Origin of the sequence: Actinomadura montaniterrae (assembly GCF_008923365.1) — a bacterium.
GTDB classification, from domain to species: domain Bacteria; phylum Actinomycetota; class Actinomycetes; order Streptosporangiales; family Streptosporangiaceae; genus Spirillospora; species Spirillospora montaniterrae.
The window spans coordinates 1-15,818 of sequence record NZ_WBMR01000039.1; the positions used below are offsets into that span (position 1 = coordinate 1).

General features: G+C 72.0%; 14 protein-coding genes. 7 read left to right on the top strand and 7 right to left on the bottom strand.

The window, feature by feature from the left end:
* Positions 1-169: 169 nt before the first annotated feature.
* The 5 genes from F9B16_RS16155 to F9B16_RS16175 all read right to left on the bottom strand — a co-directional run bounded on the left by F9B16_RS16155 (position 170) and on the right by F9B16_RS16175 (position 4,523).
* Positions 170-928, bottom strand: a complete 759-nt coding sequence (locus F9B16_RS16155; protein WP_151540897.1) for an SDR family NAD(P)-dependent oxidoreductase — start codon at positions 926-928, stop codon at positions 170-172.
* The gene (locus tag F9B16_RS16160) at positions 925-1,857 is read right to left on the bottom strand and encodes a PaaX family transcriptional regulator (RefSeq protein ID WP_225991674.1); all 933 of its coding nucleotides are present in this window, start codon (positions 1,855-1,857) and stop codon (positions 925-927) included. The genes F9B16_RS16155 and F9B16_RS16160 overlap by 4 nt, the downstream gene beginning before the upstream one ends.
* A 61-nt stretch (positions 1,858-1,918) precedes the next feature.
* Positions 1,919-2,281, bottom strand: a complete 363-nt coding sequence (locus tag F9B16_RS16165) for a hypothetical protein (RefSeq protein ID WP_151540899.1) — start codon at positions 2,279-2,281, stop codon at positions 1,919-1,921.
* Positions 2,281-3,582 (bottom strand): aromatic ring-hydroxylating oxygenase subunit alpha, encoded by a 1,302-nt coding sequence (locus tag F9B16_RS16170; RefSeq protein WP_151540900.1) that lies wholly within the window; start codon positions 3,580-3,582, stop codon positions 2,281-2,283. The genes F9B16_RS16165 and F9B16_RS16170 overlap by 1 nt, the downstream gene beginning before the upstream one ends.
* An 86-nt stretch (positions 3,583-3,668) precedes the next feature.
* Entirely contained in the window at positions 3,669-4,523 is an 855-nt protein-coding gene (locus tag F9B16_RS16175) for an enoyl-CoA hydratase/isomerase family protein (protein WP_151540901.1), read from the bottom strand.
* A 78-nt stretch (positions 4,524-4,601) separates the two neighbouring features.
* On the opposite strand from F9B16_RS16175, the gene F9B16_RS16180 reads away from it, so the two are divergent.
* The 3 genes from F9B16_RS16180 (at position 4,602) to F9B16_RS16190 (ending at position 7,734) form a co-directional block, all read left to right on the top strand.
* Positions 4,602-5,561 (top strand): TIGR03621 family F420-dependent LLM class oxidoreductase, encoded by a 960-nt coding sequence (locus tag F9B16_RS16180; RefSeq protein ID WP_151540902.1) that lies wholly within the window; start codon positions 4,602-4,604, stop codon positions 5,559-5,561.
* 65 nt (positions 5,562-5,626) lie between these two features.
* Positions 5,627-6,829, top strand: a complete 1,203-nt coding sequence (locus F9B16_RS16185; RefSeq protein ID WP_151540903.1) for a CaiB/BaiF CoA transferase family protein — start codon at positions 5,627-5,629, stop codon at positions 6,827-6,829.
* Positions 6,829-7,734, top strand: a complete 906-nt coding sequence (locus F9B16_RS16190) for an HpcH/HpaI aldolase/citrate lyase family protein (protein ID WP_151540904.1) — start codon at positions 6,829-6,831, stop codon at positions 7,732-7,734. The genes F9B16_RS16185 and F9B16_RS16190 overlap by 1 nt, the downstream gene beginning before the upstream one ends.
* A 64-nt stretch (positions 7,735-7,798) precedes the next feature.
* Here the strand turns inward: F9B16_RS16190 and F9B16_RS16195 are convergent, their stop codons facing one another.
* Positions 7,799-9,358, bottom strand: a complete 1,560-nt coding sequence (locus tag F9B16_RS16195) for an SDR family oxidoreductase (protein WP_151540905.1) — start codon at positions 9,356-9,358, stop codon at positions 7,799-7,801.
* Complete coding sequence (locus tag F9B16_RS16200; protein ID WP_225991671.1) at positions 9,355-10,365, bottom strand: YbgA family protein; 1,011 nt, start codon at positions 10,363-10,365, stop codon at positions 9,355-9,357. The genes F9B16_RS16195 and F9B16_RS16200 overlap by 4 nt, the downstream gene beginning before the upstream one ends.
* Before the next feature lie 291 nt (positions 10,366-10,656).
* Between F9B16_RS16200 and F9B16_RS16205 the strand changes: the two genes are divergently transcribed.
* The 4 genes from F9B16_RS16205 to F9B16_RS16220 all read left to right on the top strand — a co-directional run bounded on the left by F9B16_RS16205 (position 10,657) and on the right by F9B16_RS16220 (position 15,777).
* Complete coding sequence (locus F9B16_RS16205) at positions 10,657-11,952, top strand: cryptochrome/photolyase family protein (protein WP_151540906.1); 1,296 nt, start codon at positions 10,657-10,659, stop codon at positions 11,950-11,952.
* 150 nt (positions 11,953-12,102) lie between these two features.
* Positions 12,103-13,272 (top strand): spirocyclase AveC family protein, encoded by a 1,170-nt coding sequence (locus F9B16_RS16210; protein WP_225991672.1) that lies wholly within the window; start codon positions 12,103-12,105, stop codon positions 13,270-13,272.
* A 1-nt stretch (position 13,273) separates the two neighbouring features.
* Positions 13,274-14,092 (top strand): CbbQ/NirQ/NorQ/GpvN family protein, encoded by an 819-nt coding sequence (locus tag F9B16_RS16215; RefSeq protein ID WP_151540907.1) that lies wholly within the window; start codon positions 13,274-13,276, stop codon positions 14,090-14,092.
* Positions 14,089-15,777: a nitric oxide reductase activation protein NorD gene (locus F9B16_RS16220; RefSeq protein ID WP_151540908.1), complete on the top strand. Its 1,689-nt coding sequence runs from the start codon at positions 14,089-14,091 to the stop codon at positions 15,775-15,777. Before F9B16_RS16215 ends, F9B16_RS16220 begins: the two co-directional genes overlap by 4 nt.
* The last annotated feature ends 41 nt before the right edge of the window (positions 15,778-15,818 follow it).

Here is a 15,818-nt window from a genome sequence, read left to right on the forward strand (position 1 = left end):
GGGCCGTCCGGACGGCCCGACAGCGCCATCGCGCCGCTCCCGGCCCATGCCGACGCCGCGCCCGCGTCCGGTGGCGTGCCCGCGTCCGGTGGCGTGCCGCTCACCGGCGCCGGCTTCCTGCGTCGCCGCTGGGTCCGCGCATGATCCCGACGATAGCGCCGGGCCGCCGTCACCGGGCCACGTAGCCTCCGTCCACGGGGAGGGCGGCGCCGGTGACGAACGACGACTCGTCCCCGGCGAGGAAGAGCGCGGCGGCGGCGAGTTCGGATGGCAACCCCCACCGGTTCATCGGCTGGACGCGCATCGGCATGTCCGGCGGCGGTTCCGGGTTCTTCTCGGACGCGCCCGCGAGCCCCGTCCACGTCATGCCGGGGCAGATCGCGTTGACCCGCACGCCCTGCTCGGCGTAGTCGAGCGCGGCGCTCTTGGTCATCTGGACGACGCCGCCCTTGGCCGCCGCGTACACCGAGTGCTCCTTCCACCCGACGAGCCCGGCGGAGGACGCGGTGTTCACGACGGAGCCGCCGCCGGTGCGCAGCATCGCGGCGATCCCGTACTTCATGCCGAGGAAGACGCCCTTGAGGTTCACCGCGATGACGTCGTCGAAGGTGCTCTCGTCCTGCTCGGTGATGGGCTTGCGGGGGCCGCCGAAGCCGGCGTTGTTGCACAGCACGTCGAGCCGCCCGAAACGGCGTTCCGCCGCCTCGATCATGGCGCGCACGTCGGCGGCGGCGGACACGTCGGCGTGTACCGCGATGGCCGCGTCGCCGATCTCCGCGGCGACGTCGTCCTGCCGTCCGCTGCGGTCCGCGCACACGACCTTCGCGCCGTGCTCCGCGAACAGGACCGCCATCGACCGCCCGATCCCCGACCCCGCGCCGGTGATTACGGCGACCTTGCCGGTGAGCCGTCCTGCGTTGTCCGTCATGGTGTGCTTCCTTGCGTCAGGTCCGGCGGCGCGCTCGTGGTGGTGCGATGCCGCGTCATCCGGGCGAGTGCCGCGTCGTGCCTGGCGATGATCTGGCGGACGCGCGCCTCCGCCAGCGGCCCGAGCCCGTCGTAGACCCCGGCGAACAGGCCGCGCGCCTGCCGGCCCGGCCACGGGCGGGGGAGCAGGCTCTCCGGCAGTTCCGGGTCGAGGCTGACCAGCTCGCGCCAGGCGTCCTTGACGTCCGTCCGGGCCACGAGCGCCTCCGCGGTCCCGACCTGGCCGTGCTCGACGCGGTGGAGCAGCGGCTCGTGCTCGGCGATGAACGCCTCGTAGCGCGCGGCGATCGCCTCGACGTCCCAGGCGGCGAGCGGGTCGCCGGGCCCGGCCGCGTACGTCACCTCGGCGCGCAGGACGGTCGCGTGCCCCACTCCCAGGTTCTCCAGGAGCTCGACGGTCTGGTCCCGGTCGGCGTGCGGCGACACCCAGACGCTGTCGTAGAGAGGGGCGTAACCGAGCCAGCGCAGCCGCGTCCTGATGACGTACCGCAGGTCGCGCTGCTCGTCGGGGACCGAGAACAGGACGGTCGTCCAGGAGCCGTCCCACGCCCGGTCCCCGGCGCGGAACTCCACGACGCGCCGCTGGGTCTGCTCCAGCGCGCGCGCAGCACCCGGCGTCATCCGGTAGAACGTCCGCCGGCCGGTCTTCGTCGCCTCAAGGAGGTCCCGCCGGGCGAGCCGCGCGATCGCGGCCCGGGCGCTCGCCTGCGTGTTGGCGAACTCGGTGAGCAGCTCGACCAGCGCCGCGGACGGCAGGTACGCGTCGGTGCCGAACCAGTAGTCGGTGAACAGCCCCAGGAGCAGGTGCTGCGGGTTCGGCCCGACCTGGACGCGCGGGAAGTCGACCTCGGTCTCCACGTAGGCTTCCATCACGCGGGAAGGCTATCCGCGGCGGTTCCGCCCGGACGCCCGCGAACCGCGGCGGCGGTGGTCATCGTCCGATCCCCGTTGACACGGCCGGTTCGGCGGTGGTGTCGAAGAAGGCGGCGCCGGAGTCGGGGATGCGGGGCTGGTGGAACACGTTGACCGCGTAGGAGACGAGGATCATCGAGTACAGCAGCTGCAGCAGCCGGGTGGCGTCGTCGGGCAGGTCGTCCAGGTCGAGTGCGTTGAGGTATTCGATGGCCTGTTCGGCGCGGGGTGCGATGGCGTCGTAGAAGGCGGCCAGTTCGTCGAAGGTCTTGGACAGGCGCATGTCGTAGCGTTCCTGCCGGGTGGGGCGGGCCCAGTCGGCGACCCAGGGTTCCAGGTCGGTGAACGGGGCGGGCAGGCTGGTCGCCGTGGTGGTCGCCATCAGCCCTCCTTGTGGGTGTTGCGGGTTTGGTGGGCGGTGACGGTGTCGCGGACGGTCTTGTGGAATTTGCGGATGAGCAGTTCCTGGTCGGACAGGTGGAATTGCTGGTTGGCGCGGGTGGACAGGCCCTGCTGGGTGGCTTCGATGGTGTTGACGTCCTGCATGGCGAACTCGATGGTGCTGTCGACGACGAGTTCCTGCGCCAGCCGTTCCTGGGCGTTGGTGGGCGGGACGAAGTACAGGTCGATGTCGTAGGTGTGCTTGTCGACCGCTTCGGGCCAGTAGGTGTAGGTGATGTAGAACCCGCGTGCCCAGATCTGCACCGACAGGTTGGGGAACAGCCAGAACTGGTCGTTGCCCCAGGAGCGGATGTTGCCCTTGTTGAGGAAGTCGGGGAGGGGACCGAGGTCGGGGACGTCGTCGGGGCCGAACAGCCCGGCGCGGAACAGCTTGTAGACCCAGATCTGGTCGCGTTCGGCGGGGCCGGCGGTGCCGGGCTCGCGCGGCGGGAGCGGGGGCGGGCCGGGCACCGAGGTGAGCATGTGCGGGGTGAACAGGTCGTAGTGGTAGGCGTCGACCGGCGGGACGAGCTTCTCGGCCTTGGCGATGTCCTTGGCGATGAACCGGGCGTGGACGTACGGCGGGTGGTACCACTCGCAGACCGAGTCGACGGCGAGTTTCCAGTTGCCGCGGATCGGTGCGGAGAACCCGTAGTGCTGGGTCATCTTGTGGAACGGGTAGGCCTCCAGTTCGAGGAGGCGGTCGCCGAGGTAGCTGCGCAGCGGGACGGGGTCGTCGGCGAGGTTGACGAAGATGAATCCGGCGAACTCCTCGCAGTGCACCGGCGGCATCCGCAGGGAGTCCTTGTCCAGGCCGAAGAACTCTTGTTCGTTGGTGATGTGGGTGACGCGGCCGTCCAGGCCGTACCGCCAGCCGTGGTACTTGCAGGCGAACTCGCGGCACGAGCCCTTGGACTCCTCTTGCGGGTGTTCCTGCCAGACGACTTTGTTGCCGCGGTGGGCGCAGACGTTGTGGAAGGCGTTGACCTTCCCGTCACGGCGCCGCGCGATCACGATCGAGGCCAGGCCGTGCAGTTCGCGGGTGAAGAACGTGCCCGGCCGGGGCAGCCGCTCGGACCGGCCGACGTACAGCCAGGACCGCTTGAACACCGCCTCGCGTTCGGCGGCGAAGAACTCCGGGGAGATCGCGTCCTCATAGTCCACGGGCCCGGTGCCGAGGTCGGGGTAGTCCGGGGTGAACTTGCCTCTCCCCGTGGATAGGCGTTGCTGCAGCTCGGTCATGCGCTGTCTCCCTGCTGTGGCGATGCCGCGATGGTAGTCACTTTTTCTCGCAAGCTACAAAATTATGTCGTCTTTTCGGGTGACGGTCATGACCACGGCTTGTCGTTCCAGGCGCGGTCGAGGGGCTCCATGCCGCCGCCGAAGGGGAAGAACTCCTGCTGGGCGTAGGTCTCGCGGGCCAGGCCGTGGCCGAGTTCCTCCAGGTAGGCGCGCTTGAGGTTCTGGGTGAACAGCTGCCGGGTGTAGCGCAGCACCATCGGCGGCCGCTTGATCAGCTCGCGGGCGAGTTCCCACGCCCGGTCGAGGACCTGGTCTTTGGGCAGGACCTCGTTGACCGCGCCCCACTCCTTGGCTTCCTGCGCGGACAGCTTCTTGCCGGTGAGCAGGAAGTAGCGGGCACGGTTGTGGCCGACCAGGAAGCTCCAGATGACGTGCTGCCCGTCGCCGGGCACCTGGCCGCGCGGGAAGTGCGAGACGTCCTGGAAGTAGGCGTCCTCGGAGGCCAGCACGATGTCGCCCATCAGCGGGACCTCGGAGTGGATGTTGCACGGGCCGTTGACCACGCTGATCATCGGCACGTCCACCTCCAGGACGTTCTGCTGGAGCTGGCGGTTGTACCAGGCCTTCTCGTCCAGCTTGTGCAGGCCGCGGAGGCCGGGCATGGCGTCGTAGACCGGCGGGTCGGGCAGCGTGCCATCGGGCATCAGGCCCCAGTCGGCGTTGTAGTTGGCGCCGGTGCCGGTGTGGATGAGCAGCTTGATCTCGCGGTCGCCGGCGACGTCGGCGAACGCGTCGGCCATGTCGTCGTGCGACTTCCAGTCCCACACCAGGCTCCCGCCGTCGGTGTGGCACCGCATCAGCAGGATCCCGTCGTCGCTCAGCTCGAAGCTGTAGTTGGGGTAGCGGTCCTTGTAGTCCTCGTACCTGGCGCGCTTGACCATCGGCCGTCCCTTCGTCCCGCGGTGCCCGGCCCGCCGGGCCTCTGTTGTGCGACATGGTTTTGGCGTACGGTGCTAAATATGCATCCTTTTCGGTTCGCCGTCCAGGCGACGAAGGCGACCACGGGGGCGCAGTGGCGCGATCTCGCCCGCAAGGCCGAGGACCTCGGGTACGCCACGCTGTTCGTGGCCGACCACTACCTGGGCCCGGGCCCGGCGGCCCGGGAGTCGCGGTTGCCGCCGCAGCACCTCGCGCCGATCGCGGCGATGGCCACGGCCGCCGCCGTGACGCAGCGGCTCCGGGTCGGCTGCCGCGTGTTCTGCGTCGACTACCACGTCCCGGCCGTCCTGGCGAAGGAGGCGGCGACCCTCGACCTGCTGTCGGACGGCAGGCTGGAGTTCGGGATCGGCGCCGGCTGGAGCGAACGCGAATACCAGGCGATGGGGATCGACTTCGCAGCCCCGGCCCGCCGCGTCGACAAGCTCCAAGACGTCGTCGCGCTCCTCAAAGCGCACTGGAGCGGCGAACCCCTCGACCATCAAGGCCCGTTCGCGACCGCGACAGGGTATGCGGGCCTGCCGCTGCCCGCGCGGCGGCCCCGCCCGCCGATCATGATCGGCGGCGCACGCAAACGCGTGCTGTCGCTCGCCGCCCGCGAAGCCGACATCGTCAGCATCAACAACGTCCCGTTCGACGCGGTGAACGACGCCGGCCGCACACCCGCCGAAGAAGCCGCGCACCGCTTCGCCGTCGTCCGCGACGCGGCGGGGGAGCGGCTGACCGGCCTGGAGATCGAAAGCTCCCCGTTCTTCACCGAGGTCACCGACGACCCCGGCGCCGCCGTCGCCCGCGTCGCCAAGATCATGGGCGTCCCGCCCGACGGGCTCCCCGAACACCCCAACGTGCTGGTCGGCTCCCTCGACGAGGTCACCGACCGGCTCCAGCAGCGCCGCGAAACCTACGGCGCGAACTACATCACCGTCCAGCAGCGCGAACTGGAACGCTTCGCGCCCGTCGTCGCCCGGCTCGCGGGCCGCTAACAGATCGGCCGCCCCGGCCGGCAATCACGGAGGACTCGAAGGTGGTCGAACAGAAGAGCGGTGCGATGCCTGAGCCGCGGGGGCCGCTCGAAGGCGTGCGGGTCGTCGAGGCGGCCACCCTCGCCGCGGGGCCGACGGTGGCCACGGTGCTGGGGGAGTTCGGCGCCGAGGTCATCAAGATCGAGCCGCCGCGTACCGGTGACCCGATGCGCACCTGGGGCGACCGGAAGGACGGCATCGGCCTGGTCTGGAAGAGCATCAGCCGGAACAAGCGGTGCGTCACGCTCGATCTGCGCGTTCCCGCCGGTCAGCGGCTGCTGCACCGGTTGCTCGACCTCAGTGACGTGCTCGTGGTCGGCAACAGGCCGAGCGCCCTTGAACGGTGGGGGATCGACTACGACTCGGTCCATGCCGCGCACCCGCACGTCGTGGTCGCGCACATCACCGGCTACGGGCGAGGCGGCCCGAAGAGCGACCGTCCCGGATACGGCACGCTCGCTGAGGCGATGAGCGGCTTCGCGCACGTCACCGGCCCGGCCGACGGGCCGCCGACCTTGCCGCCGTTCATGCTGGCCGACGGCATCGCCGGGCTCACCGCCGCCTACGCGGTGATGATGGCGCTCTACCACCGCGACGTCCACGGCGCGGACGGTCAGCTCGTGGACGTCAGCCTCCTTGAACCGCTCGCACGCCTCATCGAGTCCGCGACGCTCGCCTACGACCAGCTCGGCACCATCAGGGCCAGGATGGGCAACCGGCTGGACGCCAGCGCCCCGCGCAACGCCTACCGCACCAGCGACGGCCGGTGGCTGGCGATCTCCAGCGCGTCGCCGAGCATCGCGGTGCGTGTCTTCCGCGCCATCGACCGCCCCGACCTGGCCGAGCACCCCGACTACATCGACCCCGTCCGGCGGCAGGAGCGGGCCGTCGAGGTGGACGAGCTGGTCGCCGGGTGGGTCGCGGGCCGCACGCTGGAGGAGGCGATGGCCGTGTTCGAGGACGCCGAAGTGACCGCGGCACCTGTGTACGACGCGCCCGCGCTGCTCGCCGACGCGCACCTGCGCGCCCGCGGCACCTTCCGGACCGTGGACGACCCCGACCTCGGCCGCATGACCGTCCAGGCCCCGGTGCCGAGACTCAGCGCCACCCCGGGACGCATCACCCACCTCGGCCGCCGGCTCGGCGCCGACAACGACCACGTCTACCGCGACCTGCTCGGCCTGAACCCCGCCGAGATCGCGGACCTGCGCGAGCAAGGAGTGATCTGATGCCCGAGCCCAGAGCCCGCAGGTCGGAACTGGCGACCCCGGCCAGCGACGAGCACATGTGCGCCAAGGCGGCGCAGTCGGGCGCCGACCTGGTCTTCCTCGACCTGGAGGACGCCTGCGCCCCGGCCGCCAAGGAGCGGGCGCGCGGCGTCGCGGTCGCCGCGCTGACCGGGCTGGACTGGGGACGCACCGTGCGCGCCGTCCGCGTCAACGGCCTGGACACCCCCTGGTGCCACGACGACGTCATCGAGGTCGTCACCGGGGCCCGCGACGCGCTCGATGTGATCATCTTGCCCAAGGCGCGCACCGCCCGCGACGTGTGGTGGCTCGACGTCCTGCTCACCCAGCTCGAACACAAACTCGCCCTGCACAAGCGGATCGGGATCGAAGTGCTCATCGAGGAAGCCGAAGGGCTCGCCAACGCCGTCGAGATCGCCCGCGCCGGCGACCGCCTTGAAGCGGTCATCTTCGGCGCCGGGGACCTGTCGGCCTCGCTGCGCGCCCGGGTCGACGGCAACTTCGACCCGCTCGGCGACTACCCCGGCGACTTCTGGCACCACGCCCGCGCCCAGGTCCTCACCGCCGCCCGCACCGCCGGCATCGACGCCATCGACGCGCCGTACCCCGCCTATCAGGACCCCGACGGCTACCGCAGAGCCGCCACCCACGCCGCCCTGCTCGGCTTCGACGGCAAATGGGCCATCCACCCCAGCCAGATCCCCATCGCCCACGAAGTCTTCACCCCGACCACCGAGGAGATCGCGCAGGCCAAGGCGGTCATGGCGGACTACGAGCAGGCCGCTGCAGACGGCACCGGCGCCATCGGCCGCGACGGACGCCTCGTCGACGCCGCCCACATGCGCCACGCCGCCAACGTCCTGCGCCGGGCGGCGCCGACGGGCTGACCTGCGAGGGCATGCAACTCCCGCGGCCGACTACCGATCCCGGGCGCGGCATGGTCCGGGGCGGTCACCGCAGCGCGCGGCGACCGTTCCGGCTCTTCGCCGGCGCACTCGGCGGCGCGTCACCGTCGCGTTCTGCGGCGCGGGCGATGCCTTGGCACATCCCGCCGAAGACGCGGTTGTGGAACGGTTTGAACGCCCACCAGTAGCAGTGCCCGAGCAGCCCCCGGGGATGGAACAGGGCGCGCTGGGCATAGCGGACGCGGCCGTCGCGTTCCGACACGCTCAGCTCCAGCCAGGCTAATCCGGGGACGCGCATCTCGGCGCGCAGCCGCAGGAGGCGTCCGGGCTCGATCTCCTCCACGCGCCAGAAGTCGACCGTCTCCCCGATCCGGAGCCGGCGCGGGTCGCGGCGGCCGCGCCGCAGGCCCACCCCGCCCACGAGCCGGTCCAGGAGCCCGCGGGCGCGCCAGGCCAGGGGGAAGGAGTACCAGCCGCGCTCGCCGCCGATCCCCTCGATGACCTCCCACAGGCGCTGTGGCGGGGCGTCCACGGGGCGGGATCGCTCGTCGGTGTAGAGGCTGCCGCCGGCCCAGTCCGGGTCGGTGGGCAGCGGGTCGCTGGGCGCGCCGGGGACGCTCGCCGACGACCAGCGGGTCGCGACGTCCGCCTCGCGGACGCGGCGCAGCGCGAGGGACACCGCGCGCTCGAACCCGGCGAGGCCCTCGTCCGGCGGCGGGACGTACCGGGCGATGTCGTGCTCGCGGCAGATCACCTCGTTGCGCAGCGACTCCACCAGCGGGCGCGCCAGGCGGCCCGGGACGGGCGTGATCGCCCCGACCCACAGGCTCGACAACCACGGGCTCAGCACGGGCACCGGGACGACGAGGCGCGGCCTGAGCCCGGCGACGGCGGCGTACCGCCGCATCATCTCCCGGTAGGTCAGCACGTCCGGCCCGCCGATGTCGAAGCCCCGGCTGACCCGGGCGGGGAGCGCGGCGGACGCCACGAGGTAGTGCAGGACGTCCCGGATCGCGATCGGCTGGATGCGCGAGTGGACCCAGCGCGGGGTGACCATCACCGGGAGCCGCTCGGTCAGGTACCGCAGCATCTCGAAGGACGCCGAGCCCGACCCGATGATCACGGCGGCGCGCAGCCAGACGGCGGGCACCCCGGCGTCCAGCATGATCCGGCCGACCTCGGCCCGGGACCGCAGGTGCGGGGACAGGTCCTCGTCCGGGTCCATCCCGCCGAGGTACACCAGCCGCCCGACGCCGGCGTCCCGGGCCGCGGCGGCGAACGTGCGGGCCGAGCGGCGGTCGGTCTCGCCGAACCCGCCCGCCCCGCCGATCGCGTGGATCAGGTAGTAGGCGACCCGCACGCCCTCCAGCGCCCGGCGGGTCGACTCCGGGTCGGTCGCGTCGGCCTGGACGATCTCCACGCGGTCCGCCCAGGGATGGTCGCGCAGCCGCCGCGGGGAGCGCGCCATGCACCGCACGCGGTAGCCGGCGTCCAGCAGTTCCGGCACCAGCCGGCCGCCGATGTAGCCGCTGGCCCCGGTCACCAGGCACAGGCTCCCGTCGCCCGTTCCGGCGGGCGGCGGCGTCGTCCTGGGCGTGCCGGTCATAGGTTGTGCCGGAGGAGCAGGTCGTCGGGGAACGGGGCCAGGTAGGTCTGGCCCGCGATGTAGTCGAGATTCTCGCCTTCGGCGTGGTGGCGCAGCAGCGCGACGGGGACGCTCAGCGGCGCCCGCCCTTCCCGGTAGGAATCGATCGCGGCGAGGATGTCGTGTCGGCGTGTCGGGTCGAGGCTTTCGCTGATGAAGCCGAGCACGTGCTGCAGGGCGTTGGTGTGGCGGCCGCGTCCGGCGCGGACGGCGAGGGCGGCGGTGAACGCGCGGCGGTAGCCGCGTTCCAGGTCCTCTTGCGGCAGTTCGCCCGCGCGGGCGACGATCCGCCCGGTTTCGCGGTAGCCGTCCGGCGTGTGGGCGAGCAGCTGCATCTTGTGGCGGCTGTGGAAGGCGACGAGGTCACGGGGCCGCCAGGCGGCGGCGAAGAGGGCGCGGAGCCTGGCCTGGGCGAACAGGCGCTCGACGAAGTGCTCGCGCAGCACCGGGTCGTTGAGCCGGCCGCTCTCCTCCACGGGCAGGTCCGGATAGGCCTCCAGCAGCAGGGCGGCGAAGACGCCGCGGCCCTCGCGGTCGACCGGCTGGCCGTCGGTGCGCTCGCCGGGACGTCCGGACGCGTGGCGCGGCAGCTTGAACAGCCCGCAGCTGGGCGAGCGGGACTTCAGCACGTACCCGTCGATGTCCGCGAGGCCGGGGAGCCGGCGTTCGGCGAGCGCGGCCATCGCCTCGGTGTGGTCGTGGCCGCCGTCCCTGGTGACGAGGTGCCCGTCCGTGCGCAGCCGCATCGCGGGGCGCGGCGCGCCGAGGCCGATCTCCATCTCCGGGCAGACCGGCACCCAGTCGACATGCCGCGACAGCGACCCGGTGAGGAACCGGTCCCTGCTGTGCGCGGCGTTGTAGCGAACGGGTGCGCCCAGCAAGCAGCTCGACACCGCCAGCCGCGGCCGCGCCCCGTCCCACCAGAGGCTCCGCTCGTCCTGCTCGGTCGCGTGCATCGGTGACGGCATGGCAGCTCTCGCCTCCTTCGCGTCCCGGCGGCGCGTGCCATGGCGGGAGCCGTTAGGCCAGGTCATCGCGAATCCCGCAGTCGCTCCGAGATCCATTCATAGCCGGTCGCGCCGGCCTGGCGGACCATCCGCCGGCAAATCCGCGGGCAACGAAGGGCAGGCACGCGGGAGCGGCCGCTTCGGCCGGACCGGCGAGGGGAAGCAGGTCCGTGTGAGAACTGCCGGAAGGCTCGCCCACCAGGCCGCGTCCCGCCGGCGGCGGCCGATCGCGCCTCCGGCTCCGAAGACCCGGTGATGAGCACTTCGCTGATGCTGTTCACCCGCGATCTGCGGGTGCACGACAATCCCGCCCTCGCCGCGGCGTGCCGGGCCGAACGGACCGTCCCGGTGTTCGTCTTCGACGACGCGCTGCTCGGCGGCCCGTTCGCCGCGCCCAACCGCGTCCGCTTCCTGCTGGACGCCCTCGCCGACCTGCGCGAGTCGCTCCGGGGTCTCGGCGGTGACCTGGTGGTGCGGCGCGGCGATCCGGTCGCGGAGGTCGCCCGCCTGGCCGGGCGGACGGGCGCGGCGGAGCTGTTCCTGGCCGACGAGCGTTCCGCGTACGCGCGGCGCCGCCTCGCGGGGCTCGGCGAACTCGGGCTCCGGGTGACCGCCCTTCCCGGGATCACCGTCGTCCCGCCCGGGGACCTCACCCCGTCCGGCGGCGACCACTACCGGGTGTTCACTCCGTACTGGCGCGCCTGGGAGGCGAGCCGCCGGCGTCCGATCGCGGCGGCGCCCCGGGAAGTCCGCCTGCCGCCCGGAACGCGCGGCGGCCCGCTGCCGGAGTTCGCCGACCTGACGCGGGGGACGCCGTCCCATGACCTGCCCCAGGGCGGTGAACGGGCGGGACGGCGGCGCATGGCGCGCTGGCTGGACGGGGCCGCCGCCGGCTACGACGAGGACCGCGACGACCTCGCCGCCGACCGGACGTCGCGGCTCAGCCCGTACATCAAGTTCGGGTGCGTCTCGCCGAGGGAACTGGCCGAGGCGGGCCCCGCCGCGTTCCGCCGTCAGCTCGCCTGGCGCGACTTCCACCACCAGGTCGCCGCCGCCTTCCCGGACCTTCCGAGGAAGGAGTACCGGCCGCGCCGGGGCGGGTGGAACCGGGACGAGGACGCGCTGGCCGCCTGGATCGACGGCATGACCGGGGTCCCCATCGTCGACGCCGGGATGCGGCAGCTGCGGCGGGAGGGCTTCATGCACAACCGCGCACGCCTGATCACCGCGTCGTTCCTCACCAGGACCCTCGGGATCGACTGGCGGGCTGGGCTCCGCCACTTCAACGACTGGCTCGCGGACGGCGACGTCGCCGACAACGCCGGGAACTGGCAATGGGTCGCCGGGACCGGAAACAGCACGCGGCCGGGGCAGGCCATGAACCCGCTGCGCCAGGCGTCGCGCTTCGATCCGCGGGGCGAGTACGTCCGCAGGTACGTCCCCGAACTCGCCGGCATCGAAGGACCGCGCGTGCACCGTCCCTGGACGCTCCCCGCCGGGCAGGGCCCCGGGCCGGCCTATCCGGCGCCCATCGCCGAACTCGGCTGACGATCGCGTCGCCGCTCGCCGAGCGAACTCGGATACCACTTCCCCTAAAAGATTCTCGTGAGTATCTTTGTGGTCGGCAGGATGCCGAACGGTGGAGCGGCGGTGCCCGTTCCCGTCCGGCGGACTGCGGCGACTCAGAAGGAGAGTCTCGTGAGCGGACAGTCGGAAAAGACGAACGCGCCCGCCATCACCGAATCCCTCGACACGGCCTCGCTCGGCGCGCAGGTCCAGGCCCCGTCGAAGCCCGTGCGGATCTGGGCCGTCATCGGCGGCGCGATCCTGGTCTTCCAGCTCTACGTGTGGATCCGGTGGATCACCGGATCCCATTTCGAACGGGTGCCCACCGGGCCGAGCGATCCGCCGACGCTGATGAAGGCGGTCCTCATCACCTGGACGGGCGTGACGCTGCTCGGCCTGCCGGTCGGCGTGTACTTCTTCATCGTCAGGCCCTGGCGGCGGGAACGGCGGATCACGCTCGACGGGATGCTGCTGGTGTCCTGCGGCCTGCTGTTCTTCCAGGATCCGCTCCTGGACTACTTCAACACGTGGTGCACCTACAACAGCTGGCTCTGGAACATGGGCTCGTGGACGCAGGACATCCCGGGCTGGCAGTCGTTCGGCGAACCGGGCCACATGCTGGCCGAGCCGCTGCTGATGAACGCGCCGGGCTACTCCTACGGGGTGCTGCTGTGCACCATTCTCGGCTGCTGGGTGATGCGCCGGGTCAAGGCGCGATGGCCGGGGATCAGCAACGTCGGGCTGATCGGCGTCCTGGTGGCGTGGTCGTTCTTCTTCGACCTCGTCATGGAGGGCCTGTTCCTCATGCCGATGGGGCTCTTCACCTATCCCGGCGCGATCAGGTCCCTGAGCATCAACGCCGGCCACTACTACCAATGGCCGATCTACGAAGGCCTTATGTGGGGCGGCGTCCAGGCGGGTCTGTGCGCGCTGCGCTATTTCACCGACGACCGCGGCCGGACGTTCGTGGAGCGCGGACTGGACCGCGTCCGTGGCGGGCCGACGAGACAGCAGTTCACGCGCTTCCTGGCGATATTCGCGGCGTGCAGCGCGTTCTTCTTCGTGTTCTACAACGTCCCCGTGCAATGGTTCGCCATGCACGCCGATTCCTGGCCCACGGACATCCAGAAGCGCTCGTACTTCACGTCGGGGATCTGCGGTGACGGGACGGGCCGGCTGTGCCCCGACCCCGCCCTGCCGACGACGCGCGACGGCTCCGCCACCATCGGCCCGGACGGCAAGGTCGTTCCGCCGAAGGACGGGAAGCTCCCGACGATCGTTCCTTTCGACAAGGGGCACTGAGATGCTGACCGACGGATCCGTCGCCGTCCAGTCCGCGCCGGACGCGCCGTTCTACCGCGCGGTGGGGGACGAGGAGGAGGTGTTCCGCGCGGCGGCCGGCGGCGGCCTCCCGGTGCTGCTGAAAGGGCCGACGGGATGCGGGAAGACCCGCTTCGTGCAGGCCATGGCGCACGAGCTCGGCCGCGAGCTGATCACCGTCGCGGGCCACGAGGACATGACGTCGGCGGACCTGGTGGGCCGGTTCCTGCTCAAGGGCGGGGAGACGGTCTGGGTGGACGGGCCCCTGACCCGCGCCGTGCGCGAGGGCGCGATCTGCTACCTCGACGAGGTCGTGGAGGCGCGCCAGGACACCATCGTGGTCATCCACCCGCTCGCCGACCACCGCCGCGAGCTGGCCGTCGACCGGCTCGGCACGACCCTGCGGGCGGCGCCCGGGTTCCAGCTCGTGATCTCGTACAACCCCGGCTACCAGAGCGTTCTGAAGAACATCAAGGAGTCGACCCGGCAGCGTTTCGTCGCGATCGAGCTGGGCTTCCCGCCCGCCGAGGCCGAGGCGCAGATCGTCGCCCGCGAGGCCGGGATCGGCGCGGAGACCGCGGAGGCGCTGGTGCGGCTCGGCAACGCCATCCGGAATCTGGACGGCTCGCCGCTGCGGGAGGCGGCCTCGACGCGGATGCTGATCCTCGCGGGGTGCCTCGTCGCGCAGGGGCTGAGCCTGCGCGTCGCGGCGCGGTCCGCCATCGTGCAGACCCTCTCCGACGATCCGGACGTCGTCCGGGCCCTGGGCGAACTCGCCGACGCCGTCCTGCCGCGGCCATGACCGCGGCCGACCCGAGCGGCCCCGAGCGTTTCCGGTTCCTCGCCGCCTCCGTCGCGGGCAGGGCCGTCGACGTCGCCGAGGCGCGGGCCGGCGAGGCCGCCCACACGAACGGCCGGGTCATCTTCGTCTCCGCCGACGGTTCCGCCGCCCGGCAGCGCAGCGAAGTGCTGGTGCAGAGCGCCCTGCTCGGTGCCGGGAGCCTGGACCAGCGATGGGTCAAGGCTCTCTGGGCGCGTCCGTCCGTAGCGCGCCGTTACCTGGCGCTCGAAGGCCGCCGGGTACTCGCGGGCCTGGCCGGACGCTATCCGGTCGCGGCCGACCTCGGCCTCGACGGGAACCCGAGCACGACGACCGCCCACGAGTCGCTCGAATTCGCCAGAGGTCGGGCGGCGGTGCCCGACCCGCCGGAATGGTTCGGCGCCATCAAACCGTCCCGGCTGCTGTCCGCCCCCGCCGGGCCCGGCGCGCGCGCCACCGACAAAGAGGTGCGGCTGGAATTCGACCCGATCGATCTGCCCGAGGCCGATGACGACGGCGACCGGGAGCAGTCCCGGGAAAGCAGGATCCTGAAACTGTTCGAGAATCCGCTGATCGCCTCGCGGACCCTCACCGACTATTTCCGGAAGCTGCTCGGCGGCTCGCGGGCCTCGGCGGACGGCGCCGCGGGAGCGGAGGCGAAGGTCCGCTCGGTCCGGCGGACGGACGAGGTCGGACGGCACGCCCGCTCGCTTTCCACCCGCATCCGCTTCACCGACGACGACAGGCCCGGAGCCGCGATCGGCGTGGGCGGGGCCCTCCACCCGGAATGGGACGTGCACGCCGGCCGGTACCGCCCCGACTGGTGCCGGGTCATCGGCTTCCCGCTGACCGCCGCCGCCGACATCTCCGCCGCCGCGGTCCCGCGCGACGACGTGCTCCGCCGGCGGCTGTCCCGCGTCGGCCTCGGCCCGGCGATCCTGCGCGGCCGCCGCGACGGCGACGAGATCGACGTCGAGGCGCTCATCGACCTGTTCGTGGACGTGCGCTCCGGCCACTCGCCGCCGGAGCACGTCTACCTGGACCGCCGGAAGATCGCGCGCGATCTCGGCGTCCTGATCCTGCTCGACGCCTCCGGGTCCGCCACCGACGCCGATCCGGGCGGTCTCGCCGTGCACGACCACCAGCGCCGGGCGGCGGCCACCCTGGCCGCGACGCTCGAGGAACTCGGCGACCGCGTCGCCGTCCATGCCTTCAGGTCGCACGGCCGGCACGCCGTTCAGCTGCCCGCCGTGAAAGCGTTCGGGCAGCGTTTCGACGCCGTCGGCCGGGCGCGGCTCGCCCGGCTCCAGCCGTCCGGCTATACGCGCCTCGGCGCCGGAATCCGGGGCGCGGCCGAGATCCTCAAAACCGAGGCCGGTACGCCCCACCGCCTGCTGATCGTCCTTTCGGACGGTTTTCCCTATGACAATGGCTACGAAGGCCGATACGCGGAGGCCGACGTCCGAAAAGCCCTCGAAGAACTTCACGCCGACGGCGTGGCCTGCCTCTGTCTCTCCATCGGCGCGACCACGACCGTCGACGCGCTCGAACGCGTCTTCGGCCCGGCGAGCCACGCGAGCGCCGCGACCCTCGCCGAGCTGAGCCCCCGAATGGACGAGTTGTTCCTTGCCGCGCTCCGGCGGCTCGCCGCACCGAAACCGAAGTGACGGCCGATGCCGGGGTCACGGGCGCCGGACCGGCGCGCGGA